Annotated in this window: 18 protein-coding genes; 6 read left to right on the top strand and 12 right to left on the bottom strand. The window is 54.7% G+C overall.

All coding sequences use genetic code 11. The features are described 5' to 3' along the window. Positions 1 to 23 precede the first annotated feature (23 nt). From F3J39_RS12405 to zigA, 4 genes are all read right to left on the bottom strand, one after another. Positions 24 to 1175, bottom strand: a complete 1152-nt coding sequence (locus tag F3J39_RS12405; RefSeq protein WP_108569773.1) for a Gfo/Idh/MocA family oxidoreductase — start codon at positions 1173 to 1175, stop codon at positions 24 to 26. Between the two features lie 12 nt (positions 1176 to 1187). After that, a complete protein-coding gene (locus tag F3J39_RS12400) occupies positions 1188 to 2243 on the bottom strand; it encodes a sugar phosphate isomerase/epimerase (RefSeq protein ID WP_071668171.1) in 1056 nt (351 codons plus the stop codon). Positions 2244 to 2259: 16 nt separating this feature from the next. Beyond that, positions 2260 to 3498, bottom strand: coding sequence for an MFS transporter (locus F3J39_RS12395; RefSeq protein WP_104085728.1), 1239 nt, complete (start codon positions 3496 to 3498; stop codon positions 2260 to 2262). A gap of 335 nt (positions 3499 to 3833) precedes the next feature. Next, a complete protein-coding gene (gene zigA / locus F3J39_RS12390; RefSeq protein WP_071668169.1) occupies positions 3834 to 5054 on the bottom strand; it encodes a zinc metallochaperone GTPase ZigA in 1221 nt (406 codons plus the stop codon). A 277-nt stretch (positions 5055 to 5331) separates the two neighbouring features. Here zigA and F3J39_RS12385 point away from each other — a divergent pair, with 277 nt between their 5' ends. The 4 genes from F3J39_RS12385 to F3J39_RS12370 all read left to right on the top strand — a co-directional run bounded on the left by F3J39_RS12385 (position 5332) and on the right by F3J39_RS12370 (position 8403). Next, the gene (locus F3J39_RS12385; RefSeq protein WP_104085730.1) at positions 5332 to 6360 is read left to right on the top strand and encodes an ABC transporter substrate-binding protein; all 1029 of its coding nucleotides are present in this window, start codon (positions 5332 to 5334) and stop codon (positions 6358 to 6360) included. Further along, complete coding sequence (locus F3J39_RS12380) at positions 6350 to 7384, top strand: iron chelate uptake ABC transporter family permease subunit (protein WP_083429487.1); 1035 nt, start codon at positions 6350 to 6352, stop codon at positions 7382 to 7384. The genes F3J39_RS12385 and F3J39_RS12380 overlap by 11 nt, the downstream gene beginning before the upstream one ends. Continuing rightward, the gene (locus F3J39_RS12375) at positions 7381 to 8136 is read left to right on the top strand and encodes an ABC transporter ATP-binding protein (protein ID WP_094110827.1); all 756 of its coding nucleotides are present in this window, start codon (positions 7381 to 7383) and stop codon (positions 8134 to 8136) included. Before F3J39_RS12380 ends, F3J39_RS12375 begins: the two co-directional genes overlap by 4 nt. Before the next feature lie 90 nt (positions 8137 to 8226). Further along, positions 8227 to 8403 carry a DUF1289 domain-containing protein gene (locus F3J39_RS12370; RefSeq protein ID WP_094110826.1) on the top strand — a complete coding sequence of 59 codons (177 nt, stop codon included), beginning with the start codon at positions 8227 to 8229 and terminating at the stop codon, positions 8401 to 8403. 192 nt (positions 8404 to 8595) lie between these two features. Here the strand turns inward: F3J39_RS12370 and F3J39_RS12365 are convergent, their stop codons facing one another. The 4 genes from F3J39_RS12365 to F3J39_RS12350 are packed head-to-tail and all read right to left on the bottom strand — an operon-like array spanning position 8596 to position 12475. Next, on the bottom strand, positions 8596 to 9537 hold the full coding sequence (locus tag F3J39_RS12365; protein WP_071668165.1) for a sugar phosphate isomerase/epimerase: 942 nt from the start codon (positions 9535 to 9537) through the stop codon (positions 8596 to 8598). 27 nt (positions 9538 to 9564) lie between these two features. Then, complete coding sequence (locus F3J39_RS12360; RefSeq protein WP_145339733.1) at positions 9565 to 9993, bottom strand: PTS sugar transporter subunit IIA; 429 nt, start codon at positions 9991 to 9993, stop codon at positions 9565 to 9567. A 36-nt stretch (positions 9994 to 10029) separates the two neighbouring features. Further along, complete coding sequence (locus F3J39_RS12355; RefSeq protein WP_166714250.1) at positions 10030 to 11040, bottom strand: Gfo/Idh/MocA family oxidoreductase; 1011 nt, start codon at positions 11038 to 11040, stop codon at positions 10030 to 10032. A 25-nt stretch (positions 11041 to 11065) separates the two neighbouring features. Further along, positions 11066 to 12475, bottom strand: coding sequence for a sugar porter family MFS transporter (locus F3J39_RS12350; protein WP_145339731.1), 1410 nt, complete (start codon positions 12473 to 12475; stop codon positions 11066 to 11068). Between the two features lie 663 nt (positions 12476 to 13138). Here F3J39_RS12350 and F3J39_RS12345 point away from each other — a divergent pair. Then, positions 13139 to 14008, top strand: coding sequence for a helix-turn-helix domain-containing protein (locus F3J39_RS12345; RefSeq protein ID WP_145339730.1), 870 nt, complete (start codon positions 13139 to 13141; stop codon positions 14006 to 14008). A 117-nt stretch (positions 14009 to 14125) separates the two neighbouring features. Then, a complete protein-coding gene (locus F3J39_RS12340) occupies positions 14126 to 15010 on the top strand; it encodes a sugar phosphate isomerase/epimerase family protein (protein WP_247648255.1) in 885 nt (294 codons plus the stop codon). Positions 15011 to 15105: 95 nt separating this feature from the next. Here F3J39_RS12340 and F3J39_RS12335 read toward each other — a convergent pair whose 3' ends face one another. The 4 genes from F3J39_RS12335 to F3J39_RS12320 form a co-directional block, all read right to left on the bottom strand. Then, complete coding sequence (locus tag F3J39_RS12335) at positions 15106 to 15663, bottom strand: histidine phosphatase family protein (RefSeq protein WP_247648254.1); 558 nt, start codon at positions 15661 to 15663, stop codon at positions 15106 to 15108. Positions 15664 to 15895: 232 nt separating this feature from the next. Then, on the bottom strand, positions 15896 to 16234 hold the full coding sequence (locus F3J39_RS12330; RefSeq protein ID WP_071668158.1) for a cupin domain-containing protein: 339 nt from the start codon (positions 16232 to 16234) through the stop codon (positions 15896 to 15898). Positions 16235 to 16407: 173 nt separating this feature from the next. After that, positions 16408 to 16683: an antibiotic biosynthesis monooxygenase gene (locus F3J39_RS12325; RefSeq protein ID WP_071668157.1), complete on the bottom strand. Its 276-nt coding sequence runs from the start codon at positions 16681 to 16683 to the stop codon at positions 16408 to 16410. A gap of 165 nt (positions 16684 to 16848) precedes the next feature. Continuing rightward, positions 16849 to 23811, bottom strand: coding sequence for an autotransporter outer membrane beta-barrel domain-containing protein (locus F3J39_RS12320; protein ID WP_166714249.1), 6963 nt, complete (start codon positions 23809 to 23811; stop codon positions 16849 to 16851). Between the last annotated feature and the right edge of the window lie 22 nt (positions 23812 to 23833).

Genomic DNA, 23833 nt, shown 5'->3' with positions numbered 1-23833 from the left:
TGCAGGACGGACCGGGTTGTGTATCAGCAATTAACGCTGACCCAGCGTTGTTCCCTGTGACTCTGCACGATGGCTTCAACGATCGCCATCACCTGAGCACCATCGCGAAAGGTGGCATAGGTGGTATCCTGCGGAGCAGGCGCTCTTCCCTGCTCCACTGCCTGATAAAACTGCTGCATCATGGCGCGGAACGCATCCGGCCAGCCTTCGATGTGTCCCCCGGGAAAACGTGCGCGGCGGGCCACGTCAGGATTCATCAGGGCAGGATCGTCTGACAAAAGCTGGTTAGCCTTATGCCGGTATCCCAGCCACAGCTGCTGGGGCGTTTCCTGATCCCAGGCCAGCGACGCCTGGCTGCCATTCACTTCCAGGCTGAGGCGATTTTTGCGACCGGCTGAAACCTGCGAGACGCTAAAGCTCCCTTTACTGCCGTCATCAAAGCGGAACAGCACAAAGCCCATGTCTTCTGTGGTGACCTCGCGGGACTCATATTGTGCCTCCTCGTTCTGCGTGCCAAAAGTGCCGGCGGCAGCCAGGCTGGCTTTGCGCGTGGGCCAGACTATCGATAAATCGGCCATCACCTCCACGATTTTACGTCCGGTGACAAACTGAATGGTATCGCACCAGTGCGAACCGATATCCGCTACGGCCCGCGAGGCGCCGCCCTTTTCTGCATCCACGCGCCAGTTATAGTCGGTCTCTTCCAGCATCCAGTCCTGCAGGTAGCTACCCTGAGCCGAAAACAAACGCCCCAGCTGCTGGTAGCGCACCATACTGGCTGCCTGCTGTACCATGGCAAACTGGCGATAGACAAAGCTGACCCCGTTTACCACGCCCGCCTTTTCAGCCAGCTCAACCAGCTCACGCGCTTCATCCATGGTCATGCACAGAGGCTTTTCAGAGAAAACATGTTTGCCGGCGCTGATGATTTGCCGGTTTATTGCTGCATGGAGATGATTTGGCGTACAGTTATGCACAGCGTGCAGCCCTTCATGCTGTAAAAACGCCGCGACGTCGCTGTAGGCGTGCGGCACGTTCAGCTCTGCTGCACGCGCCTCGGCCGCGCTCTGGCTGGTATCACAGATGGCCACCACGTTAATGTTGCCGAGACGGCGTAACGCCTCAATATGCGCCGGTCCGATAAAACCGGTGCCGATAATCCCTGTGTTAATCACTTAAATCCCCTCTTATTTCAGACCCAGCTGGGCGCGTACCCCGGCGGTATCCTGTTGTCGTGCGGCGAAGTCGTCAAATGCGCGATCGGCAACCGGAATAATGTGGCGCTGAATAAATTCGGCTCCCTCAAGTGCGCCGGTGTCGCTCTCTTTCAGGCAGCACTCCCACTCGAGCACCGCCCAGCCGTCGTAGTCGTACTGCGCCAGCTTGCTGAAGATCCCTTTGAAATCAACCTGACCGTCGCCCGGTGAGCGGAAACGCCCGGCACGATCGATCCAGCGCTGGTAGCCGCCGTACACGCCGCTGCGACCGTTAGGCAGATACTCGGCGTCTTTCACGTGAAACGCTTTGATGCGCTGATGATAAATATCAATGAACTGCAGATAGTCGATATGCTGCAGCAACAGATGGCTGGGATCGAACAGGATGTTGCAGCGTGGATGATAATTCACCGCCGCCAGAAAACGGTCAAACGTCACGCCATCGTGCAGGTCTTCACCCGGATGAAGCTCGTAACAGAGATCAACGCCGTGACGATCAAACTCTTCCAGAACCGGCAGCCAGCGGCGCGCCAGTTCGGCGAACGCCTCTTCCAGCAGAGCCGGATTGTGCGGCGGCCAGGGATAGACATAGGGCCACGCCAGCGAACCGGAAAAGGTTGCATGCGCGCGCAGCCCCAGCTTTGCCGAAGCCGCCGCAGCCTTTTTTACCGTCTCAATAGCCCAGGCCGTGCGCTTTGCGTTATCTCCGCGTACGTGTTCCGGCGCAAAGCCATCAAATGCCGCATCATGCGCAGGATGAACCGCAATCAGCTGTCCTTCCAGATGCGTTGAAAGCTCGCTGATTTCCAGACCGTATCCTGCCAGTAATGTCGTGACCTCATCGCAATAGGACTGGCTGGCTGCAGCACGCTCAAGGTCAAAAATGGCCGGATGATTACAGGGGATCTGCAATGCCCGATATCCCAGGTCTGCAGCCCATTTCGCCAGCCCCTCCAGCGAATTAAACGGGGCCTGTTGTCCGATAAACTGCGAAAGAAAAATGCCAGGTCCTTTTAACGTTTTCACGTACACCTCCGGTTAATCAAACCGCTTCATCCCGGTATTTAAAGGAGAAGAGGAAAAGAATGGCGATCGCCGCTGCTGCAATAGCCGGGACCCACCAGAACGTTGCCCAGTTTTCTGCCGTGCCCTGGCCGGCAACCAGGTTGTTGTAAAGTGCGCCAGAAATCTGTGAGCCCAGCAGCATGCCAATGCCGTAGGTGAACATCACTACCATGCTCTGCGCCTGCCCCTTGACCTTTTCGCCAGCGATCCTGTCGGTGTAGATGAACCCCACCACGAAAAAGAAGTCGTAGCAGACACCGTGCAGCAGAATGCCCAGGTAGATCAGCGCGCGGCCCTCATCGTTCATACCCATCGCAAACAGCGCATAGCGCACGAACCATGCCAGCATCCCGACCAGCAGCATGTATTTCACGCCGAGGCGGCGGAACAGTAATGGGATCACCAGCATGAAGAAAATTTCAGACATCTGACCGAAGGACATCGCGGTGCTGACATTTGACACGCCGGCGTCTGCCAGCCATGAGGCGGTATAGGCATAGTATGTGCCCAGTGGAATAGAGATCAGGGTGGCGCACAGCGCGAACACAAAAAAGTGCCGGATTTTAAGCAGTGCAAACGCATCCGCGCAGAACAGATCGCGGACCTTTAGCGGTAACCCTTTGGCGGGTGCCGGGGTATGGGGTAGCGTCAGGCTATAGATCGCGAGTGCCACAGAGCAGACCGACGCAACGGTGAAGATCGACGTGCTGGCAGAAATGCCGGCAAACCCAATAAAGATGCCGGCCACAATCCAGCCAATCGTCCCGAACACGCGCACCACCGGAAAACTTTTGTCGCTGCGGGCCAGGCTGTGAAAGGCAATGTTATTGGCAAGCGCCAGGGTGGGCATAAAGCACAGCGTATAACCAAATAACAGGGCGATGAGCAGCGCACCGTTCCCGGCCACCAACGCAGACGGGATAAACCACAGGATCACCGCGCCGGCAAGATTCATTACCGCCATGACTTTTTGCGAAGGAAAGAACCGGTCTACGAGCATGCCCAGCACAAAAGGAGACAGGATCGAGGCTATCGGCCCTGCTGAAAAAGCATCACCAATCAACAACGACATATTATGCTGCGCCATCACCAGCCCGAGCGTAACGGACCAGCTTCCCCAGATAAAAAACTGCATGAACATCATCAATGAGAGGCGAGGGATCAGTAAACGCTGTTGTGCCATTGCCTCCTCCCTGCCTGTTGCTGTAGTAGTCATACTCTCCTCACACTTTAAAGTAATCGATTACATTTTTGAATATGCATAAAGTAATCGATTACAAATGGAGTTTCCGTCTACCTGATCACACATTACATTTAATTACTTCCTGACCCGTTTCGTTAAGATGCTGAGTTTCTGACGCAGCGCCTGAGGCAAACACGTTGTTATTCAAAATAGTCAAAACTTGTCTGACAGGCGCAAATTTTCCTGACCATCCTTCGCACTGGATCAAACCAGTAGCACTCAATCGCGATCAAATTACAGACCAAAAACCATATCCCCTTAGGGCAGCAGCAAATCAGAAGAGCTGGCCCTGAGCCAGCTTTCTGTAATCAGTTGAACCAGGGCTGGAAAGGATCGTGAAGCGTTGCCCAGCTGTCAGACCCGGCCTGCATCTCTTCGTCGGTTAACAGCGCGCTGTTCAGTTTCAGCCGAAGCTGAGGTTCATCCATACCGATGCCAATGAAGACCAGCTCCTGTCGCGCATCACCGGTATCCTCAGCCCAGTTTTGTATGATGTAATCACGTGACTCTCTATCTTCCGGCCAGTGCTGTTGCGGCACGTTGGCCCACCACATGCCTGCCAGCCCCTGACGACTCACGCCTCCCGCCTGAGACCAGGAGCCGGCATATCCGGGCCGGCTGGCAAGCCAGAAAAAGCCTTTCGATCGCACAATGCCTTTCATATCGTTTTCAATCACGTTCAGGAAACGGTCCGGATGAAACGGACGACGGGCGCGAAAGACGAAGTTATGAATGCCATACTCTTCTGTTTCAGGCGTGTGTTCGCCCCGTAGCTCCCTGAGCCAGCCCGGCGCCTGAGCCGCCGCGTCAAAATCAAATAATCCGGTATTTAGTACGTTATCCAGTGCGACCCTGCCAAATTCGGCGTTAACGATTTTGGCTCGGGGATTAAGAGAGTGCAGAATCGCCATCAGACGCGTTTTATCTGCTTCGCTGATCAAATCTATCTTGTTCAGGATCAACACATCGCAAAATTCGATCTGGTCGACAAGCAGATCCACGACCGTGCGCTCATCTTCCTCACCCAGCGACTCGCCGCGAGCCTGGATGCTTTCATCAGACTCATAGTCGCGAAGGAAATTGTAGCCATCAACAACCGTTACCATGGTGTCAAGCAAGGCAACTTCGGAGAGGCTCTGGCCGCTGTCATCGGCGAATGTGAAGGTTTCCGCCACCGGCAGCGGTTCAGAAATACCGGTGGATTCAATCACCAGATTATCGAAGCGCCCTTCCTGCGCCAGCCGGTTAACTTCCAGCAGCAGATCTTCGCGCAGCGTGCAGCAGATACAGCCGTTACTCATCTCTACCAGCTTTTCATCTGTGCGCGACAGTTCTGCGCCGCCCTCTCTGAGCAGCGCTGCGTCAATATTGACCTCTGACATGTCATTGACGATAACGGCCACGCGACGGCCTTCGCGATTATTCAGAATGTGATTCAGTAACGTCGTTTTCCCTGCGCCCAGAAATCCGGACAGAACGGTAACAGGTAACTTTTTAAACTGGCCAGCGTGTGGCGTGCAATCAGACATGACATGCTCTCCTGAAATGAACTGCTGAGTTCGTGGTCGCCAGCGAGCTGACAAACAAGCCGGACGACAGATTTATTTATTGTTATGTTATAACATAACCTTCGCGCTTGTCATTGACTCAAATGCGTATTGAGTTAACGCCAGGTATTTCAGAGCGTTTTTTACACGCGCTACCTGCCGGGAAAACAGATACTGCAGCAGGCTACAAAGCTCGCCGGTGATTGACAAAAGCCAGATAAAAATCTGATAATGTTATGTTATAACGTTACTTTGGCAGATGATGATGAAATTTCCTTTTAAAATGCTCGCTCCGGCGTTCATGGCTTTCTCGTGCACAACCGCATTCGCCAGCACCTGGCCACTGACCGTTGAGAACTGCGGCGTTTCTGAAACATTCAGGCAGCCGCCCGCTCGCGTCGTTACGATTGGACAACACGAAACTGAACTTCTGCTGGCGCTGGGGCTGGAAAAAACGATTGCCGGCACCTCGGTCTGGTTCGGCAAGCTTCCGCCCGAGCTTGAAAGCAGGGCCGCAGACCTGAAGCGCCTTGCTGATAATTCGCCCGGGTTTGAAACGGTTGTGGCGCAAAAGCCAGAGCTGGTACTGGCGCAGTACAGCTGGCATGTCGGTCCACAGGGTGAAGTGGCCACGCGTGAACAATTTGAGCAACTGGGCATCAGAACATGGATATCCCCTGCTGACTGCACGGGCAAAACCGTCACAGAGATGTCGAACGGCGACGGCGCGCGTACTACGCCTTATACGCTGAACTCCGTCATGAATGAGATCACTCAACTGTCACAAATTTTCGATGTCGCCGATCGCGGAGAGGCGCTCAAAAAAAATCTGGCGGATCGGATCGCTTACGCACAGCAGCAGGCAGACGCGCAGACAGGACCTCCGCTTAACGTCGTTTTCTGGTTTTCCAGCAGCCGGCTGAAAGGCGATCCGTGGGTGGCGGGTAATGACGGCGCGCCGGGCTGGATAAGCAAGACCCTTGGCCTGCAGAATATCATTCACTCTTCAGAGGAGTGGCCTGCGGTGACGTGGGAGCATATTGCTCACTCTCAGCCCGACGTGATCGTTATCGCCAGCATGGACAGACGGCTTTATCCCGCTGATGACGCCTCGGTAAAAAAGGCCTTTCTCCAGAATGACCCTGTCACGCGCGAAATCAATGCGGTCAGGCAAGGCCACATCATCGTCGTACCGGCAATGTCGCTCAATCCCTCACTGCGCAACGTGGATGCAGTAGAGCTAATTGGCAAACAACTGTCCGCATACAGAAACGAACATGGCAAATAAGATCTCTTCGCCAGCGCAGACAGCGATAGTCATTCTGGCAGGCTTGCTCAGCCTGCCTGTGACGATGGTGTTAGCCGCTTCAACAGGCGACATGCCCGTTTCTTTTACCGTTACCGCTCAGGCGATCGCCAACGGGCTGGGCCTGTCACATTATGACCTCCCGCCGGTTGAGGCGGGCATCGTCTGGCAGTATCGAATGAGCAGAGCGTTAATGGCGGCCAGCAGCGGTGGCGGACTGGCGCTGTGCGGGCTGGTGCTACAGTCCGTATTGCGTAATCCGCTTGCTGAACCTTATCTGCTGGGGATTTCAGCCGGTGCTTCAACCGGTGCCGTCTGTATTATGCTGTTAGGCGTTGGCGGCGGGATTGTCACTGTCGGCGCCGGCGCGTTTACCGGTGCATGCCTGGCGTTTGGGCTGATTTTGCTGTTATCTGGCGGCATACAGAATCACACCGGAAGAATCATCCTCGCTGGCGTGGCGGGCACTCAGCTGTTTAATGCACTGACCTCTTATATTGTCAGTACCGCCGCGAATGCCGAGCAGTCGCGCGGTGTGATGTTCTGGCTACTGGGTAGCCTCAGCGGCGTGCGCTGGCCTGATGCCATACTCTGTTCTCTTGTTTCACTTGCCGGTTTAATGCTGGTTATTGGCCATGCACGATCGCTGGATACGTTTACTTTTGGCGTTGAGATATCGGCCACACTGGGCACGCGTGTGCTTTTTGTCCGCATAATGCTACTGCTGGTTACCGCTCTGGTCACGGCCGTTATCGTCAGTTCGATTGGCGCTGTCGGATTTATCGGCCTGGTCATTCCTCATATAACGCGGATGCTGGTGGGCCACCGGCATCTGGTTAGCATTCCCGTAACGTTTATTGCTGGCAGTCATTTTATGATCCTCGCCGATCTCCTATCCAGAACGTTGATAACGCATCAGGTCTTACCTGTCGGCGTGGTGACTGCTCTGGTCGGTGCACCTGTTTTTGCCGTTATTCTCTATAGCAACCGGGGGAAGTCGATATGAGTATTGTGGTCACTCATCTTGATGTTGAATTGCAAAACAACACTATCCTGTCAGACATCTGTTTTAGCGCCGGACCTGCGCAGACTGTTGGGCTGCTTGGGCCGAACGGCTCCGGTAAATCAACGCTGATCAGGTCGCTGGCGGGTTTGTTTCCCGCTTCCGGCAATCGTATTCAAATCGCCGGTACGTCGCTCTGCCAGTTTCCACGCCGCCACCTTGCACGGAAGCTGGCCTTTGTGCCACAGCATGCAGAAGCTGATAACGAACTGAGCGTCATTGATATTGTGCGTCTGGGGCGTACGCCACATCGCAGCGCATTCAGTCGATGGCGGGATGCGGATAATCATGCGGTGCAGGAAGCGCTTACACAGATGCAGTTAAACAGTCTGGTCAGCCGGCCGTGGCAGCGCTTATCAGGCGGTGAACGACAGCGCTGTCAGATTGCACGCGCGCTGGCGCAAAAGCCCGATATCCTCCTGCTTGATGAGCCGGTAAATCATCTGGATATTCAGTTTCAGCTCGAATTAATGCGGCTTATTACTGCGTTGCCTGTAACGGTGGTTATTGCGCTGCACGATCTGAATCTGGCCGCCAGGTATTGTCAGCATCTGGTCGTTCTGCAGCAGGGCAAAGTTATTGCAACAGGCTCTCCGGAGAGCGTTCTGACGCCAGCGCTTATTCATTCCACATGGAAAGTTCACGCACTGGTTAACCAACCGGGAAACGGTGCCATAAACATACAATATGTTTAACCACTCTATTTATAAACGACCTGCCTCTCTTTCCACTGCTTACTTATGAAAGTGTACTGAAGACAGGCAAGAAACTTTTGAGGAACCGGTATGGCCATTAAATCTCCCTGCACCGACGTTTGCATCTTTGAACAGTCGAAAGGCTGGTGTAAAGGATGTGGCCGCACGCTAAAAGAGGCAAAAGAATGGCGCAAGCTTTCTCCTTATCATCGTAAACAGATTGAGCGAGCGCTTCCTGTGCGGCTGAACATTCTAATGAAGAGTTAAACGCCACCGGTTTTGTCGAATCCGCGCTGACGCGCCTGACGCGCCCCTGTGAGGTTACCACCCTGGTTAATTTTTGAACTTCCATGAGTCTGCCTGCGCTGAGCAAAACCTTACAGGAGGCTATTCCTTCTGAACAGAATCACTTTGCGGCGTCCGGTGACGTGCCTGCCTTTACTGACAGGCACTGCGCTTCTAGCGACTCAGGGTGGCGAGTAAGGCATCAATAGACGTCTGCAGACCAGCTTCAACACTCATCGTCAGATCTTCCATTTCAAGTGACACATCACCGTTATAACCAGTCATACGCAATACTGAAAAAAACTCTTTCCACCATTTCAGATCCTGCCCGCAACCTACGGCGACATAGTTCCAGGTACGGGTTTTAGTATCGGTAACGGGCTGGTACTCCATCAGTCCATCAATGTCGGCGAGACCCCGCTCGATTCGCGCATCTTTACCATGAACATGAAAAACCGCGCCTTCCAGCTTACGCGCTGCTGCTATGGGGTCAGCGCCCATAGCTATCAGATGAGAGGGATCCAGGTTGATGCCAATCATGTCATCTACGGCGTGACGCAGACGCAGTAAGGTGGATGGGTTATAAACCAGCTGGCTGGGAAACTCTTCGATAGCAATTTGCTCTACGCCATGGTGCTTTGCGTGCTGCACAAACTTTTTCCACCATGGAATGGCGACATCGTTCCATTGATAGTCAATTACACCCGGCATGTAATCCGGCCATGAAACCGTTGATGTTATCCAGTTCGGCACGCGATCTTCTGGCCCGCCGCCGGGCAAACCGCTCATCATCACAATTTTTTTAACACCCAGCTTGCCTGCTAACTCTACTGTCCTGTAGCTGCTTTTAGTATGGGTTTCGCCCAGTTCACCAGGCGCTAACGGGTTGCCAGAACAGTTCAGCGCGACAATACGCATCTCCCGCTCAGCCAGTTCCTGTTTGAATTGCTCAAGCTTTTCAGGCGAATTTAATAACGCTTCAGTTTTAACATGTGGACAGGGTGACCAGCCGCCTGCGGTCATTTCAACCCCACTGATCCCATAACTTTTAACTTTGTCCAGCATTGCCGGAAAAGGTAAATCCGCCAGAACATCAGTACACAATGCAAGTTCCATTCTATTATCCTCAATATTTCGCGTGAGTTACGCTCTTCCGAACTGATCGATAAACCCGGATTTAGTTCTGGCGTTCGCTAATAGGGTGGTTTTGACTTCATCACCCAGTAAATCTGCAATATCCGCCAGAATCTGAATATGTTCATTTTTCGTTGCAGCTACAGCGACAACAATAAAAACAATTTTCCCTTTACCCCAGCTAACGCCATCGGGAAATTGAAATACCTGAAAGCCAGATTGAATGACCAGATCGAGGTTTTCCTTTGCGCAATGGGGAAGCGCAATACCTGCTCCAATGTAGGTTGAAACGCTCTTTTCCCGCGAGAGCATTGCCTGTTCAAAGCCGGGTTTGACATAACCCGCTTTTTCCAGAGCACTGGCGGCAATATGTATTGCCTCATTTTTATGCGTTGCCCGGCACTGCAAATGCAGCGCGTCTTCCGTTAAATTCAACATGATTTATTCCTCACTGATGGCGCAAGAGTGCATTAATCAACGGTAGAGCGCGGGCTGCGGTGGAATAATGACATCGTGTTTTTCGCCATCTTTCAGCGAGGCTAAACCGGCATCACAAACCAGCGCCACTACGTAACCATCCCATGAGGAGGGGCCGCTCATCTCGCGCCCGTTACGCACGTTATCGACAAAATGCTGCACTTCCCGATCGTATGCCGTGGCGAAACGTTCCATACAGGATTGTGCAATATGCTGTGCGTTGCCGTTCAGCGAACGCGTACTAATCAGCTGCTGTTCAGTCAGCGCGACAATCGCGTTTTCGCCAATCACTTCGCAGCGAATGTCATAGCCGTAATGGCAATTTACAAACAGCTCATCATCGATGCGCACACCAGATTCGGTCTCGAAAATTATGATTAAAGGATCCTGTAAATGCGGCAGCGCACACCGGGTTTTCTTACGGGGTTTGTCCACGCGCACCGAAATAATATTCTCATTAAGCAAATAGCGGATGATATCGATTTCGTGCGTGGCGGAATCATTCACCGCCATTTCCAGCGTATAGCTTTCCGGCACAGAGGGATTTCTGTGCGCGCAATGGATCAGCAGGATATCGCCGGGTTTCCCGTCATCGATTGTCTTTTTCAGCGCCTGATAACCTGGATCGAAACGGCGCATAAAGCCAAGCTGAAGCAGACGCTTACCGGTTCTGACTTCAGCATCAATAATTTCTGCTGATTCATCAGCAGTTGGTGTTAATGGCTTTTCACAAAATACCGGTTTGCCGGCATTAAATGCCGCAAGGATTTGCGTTTTATGAACCGGACCTATTGAGCAAATAAACACTGCATCGACCAGCTCCGAATTAATCATCTCTTCAGCATCATAAAACGCCGTAGCGTTAAATTCTCTGGCCGCCACATCGGCTGTCGTATGGTTTATATCGCAAACAGCAGTAACCTGCGCGCCAGTAATTGTATTTTGAAAACGTTTCAGGTGATCCTGGCCAATCATGCCCAGACCAATCAGGCCAATTTTGACAGTCATTTATTTACCCTCAGTTACTAAAGCGTTAGAAACGAAATTTCTTTTCGATTTGTTCTAATGTCAGACCGCGTGTTTCCGGCAGATATTTCACCAGCAGAATCAACATAATGATGTTAGTTGCCCCGAAGAAGCCAAAGGTCAGGCCGCCTCCGTAATGGTTCAGCAGGAAAGGGAAAATAGACTGGATTATGAAATCGAATATCCACAAACCGAATACCGCAAAGCCCATACCGATACCGCGCATTCTGAGAGGATAGATTTCTGCCAGCATCAGCCAGAACACCGGTGCTATCCAGCCCTGCATGAACACCAGAAAAACCAGCATCAAGCCAAGGATCACATAGGGTGCGCTGGCAAAATTCGCATGCAGAATTTCTGCACCATCCACAACTTCAGTGTGAAACAGGAACTTAAACGCTAAACCAATCAGTAGCAGGCTCAGCGTGACGCCGGCCTGTCCGGTAAAAAACATTTTCCGGCGTGAGTGTTTGCCAATTAACGCCATGCCAAGGAGGGTAGCCAGTACAGAGATAATGCCATTGGCTACTGCGCCAGTGACAGCTGCCGCATCGCCCAGGCCCGTGGCTTTCAATACCGTTGGCGCGTAGTACATGATGGTATTGACCCCGGTAACGCGCGTTGCGAGTACGATCATTAAGCCCGTTAACACCAGTTGAATCACCCAGCGTTTTTTTAGTTCGTCAAACAGGTTTAATTTCATCTGATCGGCTTTGACGATTTGCTGGATATCTTTCACTTCGCGGTCAACTTCTTCCGGCAGGCGAAGCGTTTTCAATACGCTTATGGCCTTTTCAGTTTCACCGCGACGAATAAAGAAACGCGGTGATTCCGGCATCATAAGCATACCGATCCACAATAGCGCGCCAGGCAGTGCCGGAATAGCCAGCATAATGCGCCAGTTGTGCTGCAACTCGGGATAGACATTCACAAGCGTTGCATTAACGGAATACGCGAGGAACTGGCCGGTAACAATCATTAGCTCATTGACGGTGACTAACCGCTCGCGCTGATCGGCTTGTGCCAGTTCGGAAATATAAATGGGTACGGTTACAGAAGCGCAGCCCACCGCTAAGCCCAGGATAAAACGCGCAACAATCATTGATGGCACATCCCACGCAAACGCCGTGCCTAACGCGCCGAACATAAAAACAGCTGCCACCCAAAGCAAATTTTTACGACGTCCTTGCTTATCTGATAAATATCCACCAAATAGCGAGCCCAGCGCGGCACCAAACAGCAGAAATGAAGTGATCAATCCTTCCTGAGCCGGTGTCAGATTCATATCATATTTCATGAATATTAATGCGCCGGAGATAACGCCGGTGTCATAACCGAAACATAAGCCGCCAATGGTTGATACAAGCGTAATCAAACGCATGCGCTTAGGATTTTGCAGGTGAGTTTTGTTATACATAGTTTTTCCATCTGGTTGTAAGGTAATACCGTTGCAAGCCGTTTATAGTCAGAATAAAGCTATGTTGTTTTAAAACGTTAAAAAGAGCAGTTAACTTACTGGCTATGTAAGTATGATTTTAATTTCAGCGTGAAGAGGCTGCTGTGACCCTCAAACGTTACGACAACGTTATATCAAAGTGAAAATCAAAAGCCAGACACGTCTCTCCGTACTATTTACCAGCGTGCTGGCGATCAAATATTTTTAATTACATTCGTGAAAAGCAGTGATAATCATCACGCCGTCAAATATGAACGTTGACATAGCAAGATTGAAGAGAGTTTGAAAAGTCAATTTTTACCACCACTGTGGTGGCTTACTTGTAAGAAATAAAATAGCAATTTTGATGATTATTGACCGTTTAATGAAAATACCCCTCTTAACAGAGTTAGCTTGTTACTGTCTTTATCTGAATGAGTGCATCAGGCTGCTTTTTAAAGAACGTGATGACAATCATGTCTCCTTGCGTGACCAGAGCGGTCATAACAATTAAAGAGAGTTAAGGATAAAGGAATTTCATTCTGGCATTATATATCAGTGGGTTAGTCAGGAAGAAAAAGCAAAGTTGATGATTACCAGCGCGTAAAGTCGTGTCAGAATAGCGCCATCACGACAGGAGACATTATGATCACCTTCAGTCTTAACGAGCATCCTTCCGCACGCGGCTTCGACAGTGGCCTGCGACCGCGCCTGAGCTTCATCTGCAAAGCTGAAGGCAAAGAGGAAGCGATTCCTCGCGTAATGCACAAACATGATGAACGCTTTGAATTGATGTTTATCCGCTCAGGCAAGGGTATTTATAATATCGACGGCCGTAGCTATGTCGTTAAATCTGGCGATATATTACTGTTCAATGCCAGCGTGCTTCATGATGAATGCCCGGAAGCCTCAGATGACCTGCTGATATTCAGCTGTGGCGTTGAGCAACTGAAGGTCGATGGTTTGCCACTGAACGTCCTTACGCCTCGCTCGCAAACCGCGGTCATGCCAGCCGGCAATTATTATCATGAAATTTGCCAGTTGTTTGAACAGATGTGGTCGCATGTCAGTAATAAGCGTCTGTACAGCACAGAAATTGGCGATAGCTTACTCAGCGTGCTGTTATTATTGTGCCGGAATATCTGGATAGAAAGCAAACCGCAACAGGAAAACGCCAGCGTATTATTAGGGCAGCGCGTGAAGGACTATATCGACAACCATTATAAAGAAGATATCTCCCTGAGTTCGATTACTGCAGCGATGAATATGAATCAGTTCTATCTGGCGCATGTCTTCAAAGCCTATTCGGGTTATTCCCCAAAACAGTATCAGACCCGCCGCCGTATCGGCGAGGCACAAAACTTATTATTAAGCACTGACCTGGGAGTCATAGATGTAGCAAGTGCTGTAGGCTACGATAACGTAAACAATTTCCACCGAATCTTTCATAATCTTGTCGGCATTCCGCCTGCCCGTTATAAAAAATTCTGGATAACCGGGCAGATAAAAAGATAAGTTACATGGATACTTTGTGTGCGGCACGATCACCCTGCCCCTGATCTGTTCTGAGATGCTTCCGGTTTTCTTTTTCTCATACAGTTTAAGACGCATCCGGTAATATTGCGTGACCGTATGCAGGCTTTCTATCTCCTGTTGATTCCCGCTATATTAAATTCTGATGCAGAGGAAATTATGCTCAAAGCTCTTCACGGTATTTCAACCCATTACTGCAATGTGGTTACTGAAGCACGTATAGCTGCGGAAGCGGGCTATGATGGTCTGGAGTTTTTGCATGATAAATTGCTGCGTTATCTCGATCACGGCGGCAGTACTGCACAACTTAACACGCTGGTGCGGGGTCATGGATTACAGACCTTGTGTCTTAATGCCCTGATAAATATTGAACGCTATCAGGGCGCAGAAAAGCAGCAAATGCTGGCTGAAGCCAGGCGACTGACGCAGATTGCGGCGGATTTGGCCTGCCCGACCATTCAGATTCTGGCGCAGCACGGCATTGATCATCTGCCAGAGAGGCAAATTCTCGATATTATTACCGAAAATATTGCTGAGATTGCCACTATTGGCCAGCAATATGGGGTGCGCTATCAGATTGAGGTTATCGCGCATACGCGATTCAACACGCTCAATCAGGCACTGGAGGTGATTCAGCGTATAAATGCACCTAATATCGGTTTAGTCATCGACTTCTGGCACCTCTTTGCGACCGGGCATACTACGCCGGAGGATATTCAACAGCTCGATCCTGCCCTTATCTACAGCGTGCACTTTTGTGATGGCCGTAAGCCCCGCCCTGGTGAAGAATGGAACGAAACGGTGCTGCGCGCTTATATGCCCGGCGAGGGGGATATTGATATTCAGGCATGGAGCAATGCGGTAAAAACCACCGGTTTTGATGGCGTGTGGTCAGCAGAATTATTCAGCCCGGCACGCTGGGAAATGGACCACGCTATCCTGGCAAAACAGATCATTGATAATATGAAATTCTATTTAGGTTAGGTTAAGGCTTTGGCTGTCCGCTTTGTGCCGAAAGCGAAACTACTAATTTTCAATGTCTGGAGACTCCGGACGTGCCCCCAACCCGATATCTTTAATTACTGAAGTCTGTAGATGCTCGCGTTCCAGTAACCATTACCCTGACTACAATATTCTTTAAAACCCAAAGACCTCAGTTCCCCTGCAATTAGCCGATTCATCACCCCATGTCCCATAAGAAGCACAGGCCCGTCGGATGCTTTTGCCAACCCGACGAGGCTATTCGCAGCCTGAGCAGCACGTTGCTTAGCTTTTCCCACACGCTCCACATTACGGGACAGGCCGCTTAGCCACATAACGCGAAAAAAAGCAGCCCACACGGCTGGAGATAACCTGAAACCGGGCAGGTGAAATACCGGCAGATCTGCTTCCCTGAACACCTCATCAATAACCTCCGGTTCAAGCCCTAATGCTTTCAGGGAAGAAAGTGCTCTGGGAAGAGGGCTACTTATGATTCGCGATGCGCTGACCGCTAATGATTTGCTGGAATCGGGCGGTGTATCTTCTCCTGTATCAGAACGGTCATATTCTGCAATCCAGTTGCACATTTCACGGCACGTTACTTTCGCAGAAGCTGTAAAAGCAGGCTTTCCATGACGCATTAAAATAATTTCCATACAGAACTTCTTATTTATTGTCCTAATGTCCGCTTCTCACTCAAAGCGGAGATGACTAAACCTGAATGCACTCATCAATGGCGAGCCGTTGACAGTGCATAGCCATGTACTCCATCGGAATCTTCAGGCTGTTTTTCATCGGATGGCAAAGGTGCCGGAAATGCCCTTTACGCCTTTAAAAGGCTCCGGGGCGTTTTGAGTAGCGCAACCAGAAACGTTTTTTAAGACACAGTCAGGTAAGGTCTGTTCGATCTCCGCGCGGTGTTGGATGTGAAATGACGATAAATTCGATTGCGGAATCCGTGTCATTTCTGGCCTGATGCTTTGACCCAGGGGGGATCTCGATGCCCTGCTGAGCGACAATTCGATGCGCTTTTCCTTCCAGCTCCATGGTCAACACACCATCCAGAACGAAAAAAAACTGTCTGGATACCGAATGGTAGTGTCGCTTTTCACATGTTTCCGGCGGCATCTTTTCGTGAATAATCAGCATGTCTTGCCGGTTTACCAGATACCAGCCATCGCACTTATCACCCCATACATAATGCTCAGCATTAGCCTTAGAAATCATTGGTTTTTACCTGTTGACCGCGTAAGAATTCTGAACCTGATGCGTTGTTATACTTTGAGAGCTCTTTGATTCGCAACAGCGATGTTATGTTTGATGCGGCTCTATCTGCAGATGTAAGAAAGCCGCTGGGTAGCGGCCTTTTATAAACGTATCGTGATTCGGTTTCGGTAAAGTTACTCACTCTCTGAGATTTCATACTCTCTGGCGATCGCGCTGGTTTCTCTTCCCCAGACCGAAGCCCTGGTTCTTTTCTGATGGGCGTCAAAAGTAGCCTGGTTTGTAAAAAGCTCTTCAACGGTCCAGACCAGGGGGTCTGCTGTTTCAGTAACCTCAAATGATACGCATCCGGTTTCTTTCCTGGTTAGTTGCTTGTGTTCAGGAAGGTACTGGCGAACAAGATCCGCTTCTTCTGCACTTTTACACACCAAACGACCCGTCAGCTTAATCATTATCATCCTGCTATTTTCATGCGGTTTTATCGAGTATCCCAGCGACGAAGTTACACCAAACCGTTGAGGAAAAGAAACCGGTCGGTATCAGCAGCACTGCGATTAGTGTCTGCCGTTACCACATGAAAAAGGCGCCCGCAGGCGCCTTTTAAACGTAATCAGCTGTCAGAAGCTGACCTTCAGACCAAGCATAGCGCCGGTGTCCGAGTAGCCGCTGCCGCCCATCTGCTGCGCCACGTTGCCCCAGAGTTCAACGCCGGGCTTGATCTGACCCTCCACGCCGAGCTTCAGCTCACCAACGTTACGCGTCCCCTTCTGGCGCACGTCGACGCCGTTCAGGTTCACGCCATACGGCTTCGTGTTCGCTATCCAGTTCGCCTCAATAAAAGGCTGGAACGTCTGGTTTTTGCCCTCATCGATGGCGCTGTGGCCTTTGATAAACGCCCGCACCCCGAGCCGGGTCTGTACGTTGCCTTCACCCGTACCGCTGACCCGCGTGCCGTTGCTTTCGCGGATATCGTCCGCCTTCACGCCCGACCACGTCACCTGCGCCTTCGGCTGAAGGTAGTAGCTCTCGCGCGCGTTCTTCTCGCCGATTTTCCAGGTGTAGCCGCTCTCCACGGACGCCGTAAAGCCTTTAGCCTTATAAGACTCTGGCGCCAGCGAGTCACCCTGCACGCTGCCGTCAAACCAGCTGTACTGCGCCCAGGTGTCCACGTACGCGCCGGTTTTCTCCGCGTTGTCCTGCAGCCAGGTGCCGTACAGGCCCGCGCTGTAGCCGCGGATGCTACCCTTCGCCGACTGGCCACTCACATGGTTCTGCGTGCTGCTGTGCTGGTTTGCGTAGCCGGCCATCACGCCCAGGTGGTAGCGATCGGCGCCGTCTGAACTCCACTGCGCCACGTCACCGCCGAGCTGCATCACGTAGCGGTTCGCTTGGGTTTTCTGCTGGCCGCTGCTGTCTGCAAAGCGCGTGTGCCCGCCGGTATTACGCAGCCACATGCTGGTCACCTTCTTCTCGCCGGTAAGGGCGTCCGTGTAGTGCGTTTCGCCCAGGCGGTCGTGCAGGCGCGTGCTGAACAGCATGTTTGCCGCCGCCAGGTTCGCAATATAGGCGCCCGCTTCCGGGCGGTAAACGCGCACAACGTCGTCGTCATTGCCCTCCATGGTGCCGCCGCCCCCTTCGCCCTCCGCGGTATTGCGCAGGTACCAGTTGGCGCTGTTCTCCGCGTCGCCGCGTGCCAGGTGATACTCATAAGCCCCGGCCACGATGCGGCCCTGCTGCGTGAATTCACCCTCAGATTTGCCCCGGACCGTGATGACCTCGATGCCGTCGATGGTTTTTGCGCCGCTCCCGCCAGCGTTGTTTACCGTCACCGCGGTGGTGCCGCGCGTGTCGCCGTCAACCAGCAGGCGGTCGGTGAGCGAGCCGTCGCCGCCGAGCGCGGTGTTCAGCACCAGGCGTCCGCCGTTACCGGTGTAGTCGCCCTTCACGTGCAGCAGGCTGCCCGCCACGTCCGGCTGCGCTACCATCAGCGTGCCGCTGCTGGTGAGATCGCCGCCAACCGTGAAGTCCGTGGCCCCGGCCGCCGCGCGCGTCGCCGGACCCAGGGTGCCCAGCTGCAGGGTGCCGGCGTTGTTTACGTTGCCCGCCGTGCCGCCGAAGCCGCCGAACGCCGCGCCCGCCGCCACGTCAGTGCTGTCCGAGGCCAGCGTCACCGCCTGTCCGGCGGTGCCGAGCTGCAGTCCGCCCGCATTCACCCTTGTGTCGCCGGTGTAGTGCGCCGCGGCGTTGCTTAAGGTCACCACGCCGCTGCCGTTCTGGGCCAGTGCGCCGGCACCCGTGATGCTGTTTTCCAGCAGCCAGCTGGCGGCGCCGTTCAGGTTCAGCTGCCCTTCATTTGTCACTGCGGCGGTGCCGAGACTGTGTTCACCGGTGGCGGTGAGCGCGCTGCCCTTCGCAACGGTAAACCGCCCGCCGAAGTCGCGATTGTCCCCCGTCAGCACCACATCGCTGCCGTCATCAAGCGCTACCTCACCACTGCCGCTCAGGCGGTTAACCAGCTTGCCGGCCGCGCGTTTCAGGGCCAGCAGCCCGTCGTTCACGATGCCGCCGCTGCCCAGCCCCTGCACGTGGTCAAGCTCTGCCGCTGCGCCGCTGGCAATGGAAGTGGTGGCAGTAAGTCCGGCGTTGCTGCCTTTTACCGTCAGCGTGCCGCCGGTAACGTTCAGTGCGCCCGCGCCCTGCAGGCGGCCATCCGCCGTGCCGCCCTGGCTCAGCGTCAGGCTGCCGCCGTTCAGGTCCGTCAGTGAGCCTGCCAGCGTGTTAAGCATGCCCACCGTCTGGCTGTGGCCGTTCATATCAAACGTCGTGCCTGCGGCCAGCGCCAGCTCAGACGTCTGTCCGAGCACGTTATTGTTGCCCATCTGCAGCATGCCGCTGCGCACGTCCGTGCGTCCGGTGTAGCTGTTGCCGGCGTTTGAGAGCGACACGGTCTGGCCCGCGCCGGTGTCAATTGCCAGGTCGCCGCGGCCGCTGAGCACGGCGCTCATGTCCGCCGCGCTGCCGGTCAGGCCGCGCGCGTCCAGCACCAGCGCGTCGCTGCCGGCGGTCAGCAGTTCCAGCGCCGTCAGGCCGTAGTTCGCGTAGAGCCCGTCAGAGGCCGCGCCGCCGGTCAGGCGGTAGTCGTAGGTGGCGTTCGCCACGGCCTGTCCGTTCTGCGTCACCTGCGTGTGCAGCGCGTTGCTGATGACGTTGCCGTTCTGGTCCTTCAGCACCAGGTTGCCGCCGCTGCCGGTGACCGCGCCGTCGCTGCCCGCCAGCTTCAGCAGGGTGTTCGCGTCGTCCTGCGCCATCAGCGGCAGCGTGTCCGGTGGCAGCACCGGCGCGTTGTCCACGGTGCCGGCATTAACCTGCACCGTGCCGCTGCCGCTCAGGTCCAGCAAGTTCGCGGTCTGCACGCTGCTTTTCGCCGCACTTTCGCCCGGCGTGCCGGTGTTGAAGGCCAGGGTGCCGCCGTCAAAGGCGAGCCCGCCGGTGCGCTGCACGCCGTCCGCCACGCTGACGATGCTGCCCGCGCCCGCCAGCAGACGGGCGGCGGCCAGCGCCTGCGCGTTCAGGCCACCCAGCGCGAAGGTGGCGTCGGTGAGCGCCAGGGTGCCGGTAAAGTCCCGGCCTGCCGCCGCACTGTTGTTAGCGGTAAAGTCAAAGGCCCCGCTCGCCGCGTCCGCCGCAACGGTCCCCGCACCGCGCAGGAAGCTGTTAAAGGCCGTACTGCCCGCGCCCAGGATGCGCAGCGTGCTGTCGCCGTTGATGTCGTAGCCGGTGCCCGACGCGTCGTTCTGCGCGTCCCCGAGCGGCAGCAGCGTGCCGTCGAGCGTGAACTCAGAACCGCGCAAAAGCGCCACCGTTTCGAAGCCCGTCAGGGTCGCCGGATCGGTAACCGTCAGAACGGAGTCACTGAGGTTCAGCGTGTCCGCACCTGCGCCGGCCTGCAGCGAGCTGTAGAGCCCGGTATCAGACGGGCGGATGCCGCTCAGGTAGAAGTTGTCGTTGCCGCTGCCGGTCGTGACGTCGTCCGCCGTGCTGCCGCCCTCCAGCGTGACGCTGTTGTTGCCGTCCGCCAGCGCCACCCGCCCGGTAATGTGGCCGCCGCGCGCGTTGGTGAAATTAAGGTAGCTTCCGGACGCCACGCGCAGGGCGTCATAGGCCGCTCCCGCCGCCTGAATAACGCCCCGGTTAATAAAGCTGCTGACGCTGCCGCCGGAGACGTCCACCACCGCCGAGGTCAGGGACTGCGAGGTCAGCGTGCCCGACTGCTCCACGTTGCGGGTGCTGCCCTTTACCACCAGCGCCGCGCCGCCCGCGGCGTCGTTCACGTTAACGCTCGCGCCCGACTTCACGTCCCCGCGGGTGTTGGTCACGACGCCGCTGCCCTGTGCGCTGTCCACGTTAATGACCAGGCCCTGCGATTTGGATGTATCAACATCCTTATCCGATTCCGAGCCGTCGGCGCGACCGAAGTAGAGGCCGGCGCCCGCGCCGCTCACGGTGATGGTGCCGCTGTTCTCCTCTGCAAGCGTGGCGGCCGTGCGCACGCCGTAGCCGTCGCCCACGGTGATGGTGGTGTCCTTGAGCTGAATGCCTTCGATTTCCGCAGCATTTTCAATCGCGTTGCCGGTGCCGCCCGCCGTCATCTCGATGGTGGCGCCCTCTACCGTCAGGCCGGTTGCGCCGCTGTCCAGCAGCACGCCGTGGGCGCTGCCGCCCGCGCGCACCGTGCCGCTGCCGCTGAGGTCGAGGGCCGCGCCGTCGCGCACGCGGAAGGCGGCCGTGCCGTCTGTGGCCTCCACCGTGCCGCTGTTGGTGATCACCGAGTCTGCGCCCGAGACGTCCACGGCCGTACCGTTCACGCGGATGCTGCCGCTGTTGTCCAGCACGCCGCCCTCAACCTGCACGCCGGTGGTATCCGATGCGGTAAAGTCGATGGTTCCGCGGTGGTCGAGCGTGCCCCCGTTGCGGGCGATGTAGCCCACGGCGCCCGGCGCCGCGTTGGCGCTGTTCAGGGTGGCAAAGCTTGTGAGCGTGGCGCCCTGCACCTGGCTCTGGTTGCCGCTGATATCGGTGTAGGTGTTCTCCACAATACCGGCTGAGCTGCCCGCGCCACTAAGGTTTATGGTAGTGTCCGCCGCAAGCACGCCGCGGGCGTCGCCCGCCACGCGAATGCCGGTGGCGCCCTCGCCGGTAACGTTCAGGTTCATGTTGCCGGTGTCCAGGCTGCTGCCCGCGTCCTGCGCGCCGGTGACCAGCAGGCCGGTGGCGTTTTTACCGCTCACGCCCACCTGCGTGCCGGTGCCGCTGCCGTCAAAGCTGGCGCCGCCGTCGATGCGGTAGAGGGTTGAACCCTCGGTGCTGACGTCCTGCATGCCGGTGCTGTTGTCGGTGATGCCCGAGCTCACGCCGAAGACGTAGTAGCCGGTCTGGTTTTTGTCGCGGAAGTTCACGGCCGCGCCGTCCTCCACCAAGAGCTCACCGCCGCTGCGCGCGTGGGCGGCAATAGCGCGCTCGCCCTCCAGGTTGATGGTGCCTGCGTTGGTAGCGGTAGCCATAGCGCCCTCGGCCCACAGGCCGTAGTTGGCGGTGCCGGTCACCGGATCCACGCCGGTCTCTACCTCAATGGTACCCTCATTGCGTACCGCCGAGCCCGCACGATCGGTCATTTTGCTGATGGCCTGCATGGCCACCGCGTTGATGCCCTTCAGGCTGATGAGGCCGGGGTTGACGACGTTCACCGCTCCTTCCGTTGCCACCATGCCCGCGTTCTGCAGCGGGGCCTGGCCGTTCACGCCGGGCGCGCGCCCGAGAATGGTCAGGGTACCGGCGTTCTGCGCAACAGCGGCTGAACCGCGCGCGACCATGATACTGGCTCCCTGCACCAGGCTGCCCAGCGTCATCGTGCCGCCAGCGTTATTGCGGAACGTACTGCCGCCGCTGACGTCGGCCAGCCGGTTGCCGCTGGTTTTCACGCTGACGTCGCTGACGGCCTCATTCAACGCACTCTGTGCCTGACGGCCCATGTACATTTCACCGTCATTATTGAATACAGAGTTATCCTCCATCAGTACGCCGCGGGTGTAGATAGAGGCGTTTGCTATTCCGCTGGGCTCTTCAAGGGTAACAACATTAATATTGCCGGTATTGCTGAATGTACTGCTGCCCCTGAGGGTAATCCCCTGGTTACCGCCCAGGCTGCCGCGCGGACCAACGTTAACGATGCCACTATTATTGACGGTGGAATCCAGGGCGTAAATCGCCTGGTTTATACCCTGGCTTGCATTAGGTAATGTACTGCTGCTGCCCGCATTGATGGCGCCGCGGTTATTGACAACCGCGCCTCCGGCTGCGTACACGCCCATGCTGCCACGCGTTGTGTTCACGTGCGATTCAATCGTTCCGTCATTGTTAAGCGTTGCGCCGTCGTTCAGGCGAACCGTTGTAGTATCCGAGTAACGGGCAAGTATGTTCGCGCCGGCCCTGATATTGACCTGCGCACCCGCGCCTTCTGCCAGTATATAAGCGACTCTATAGAAGTTTATGTCCTGCCAGACCGCGTCGTCCTGCGGGATTGGGTTATTGGTATAGTCAATGTAGGTATATTTTAAAAGCTGCTCAAAGGCCTTGCTGAACTCGCTGCGATAAAGGCCCGGATCAAGCGTGCCGTTCTGTACGGCATCAATCAGTGCCTGGTTATAATCTTTAAGCTCGTCGATATTGCTGACGGTTCTGGTGCCAATGGCGCTGCTGAAAGTGCCGGTATATCCGGCTTTAAATGAGCTGTAAGCCAGGGTTTCCGGACGCGCCACGTTTCCGTTATTGCCAAGAAAAATAACGGTTTTGGAATCATAATTCAGCGTCGCTGGCGCAGAAGGATCGGCAGACGTCAGTTTGAATATGGAGGAGATGAAATCAGGGTTTGCCTTACTGCCCTTCAAAATAGCCTGCAGGAAATTAAGCGGGTCATAAAACCAGTCTGAAGATGTCTTACTTCCCACGCTGACTGTTGCTTCACTGTTGGCAGAAAGCTGAATAAGATTACGATCAACATAATGTCCATCTTTGCCTACTGCGTAGGAGATGGGTACAGAGTTATTACGACCATCAAACTCGCTGATGTTGTCATTATTGTAGGCTTCGAAAGTTTTTACTGTGCCGGTCTGCTTATCGTAGTAGTCAAATCCGGCCAGAACTCCGGTCTGTACCTGCTGATCCAGGTAATTTATTCCGCTGCCTTTGAGGTAGCCATTTTTCACCGCGTCAGCGAACGTACTATATGTAAATCCTGACTGACCCGTAGTAATGCTACCCCAGCTGGCTGCTGTAAGCGTATTCAGCGGCCCGCTGATGGTCTGGATGTGCCCGCCATCTTTCGGAGCGAACGTATCCAGCATAACGTCGGCTGCCACCGCCGCGGGGCTGATTAACAGGGCACCGGCTACAGACAGCGCGCCCGCAGTGAAACGCAGGCCGGTACCGGAAACGGACGATTTTGTTTTCCCCCGCGCAAATTCCGAGGTGACATCATAACGCTGGCAGGCGGCATTCCATTTTACTTTAAATATTTTATTCATGGTGTTGTGCTCACGGTAATTA

It is taken from the genome of Pantoea sp. Acro-807 (assembly GCF_011752675.1).
Taxonomy (GTDB): Bacteria; Pseudomonadota; Gammaproteobacteria; order Enterobacterales; family Enterobacteriaceae; genus Pantoea; species Pantoea eucrina.
Note: the sequence above shows the minus strand (reverse complement) of the source record. Positions and strands in the feature narration are given on the sequence as shown.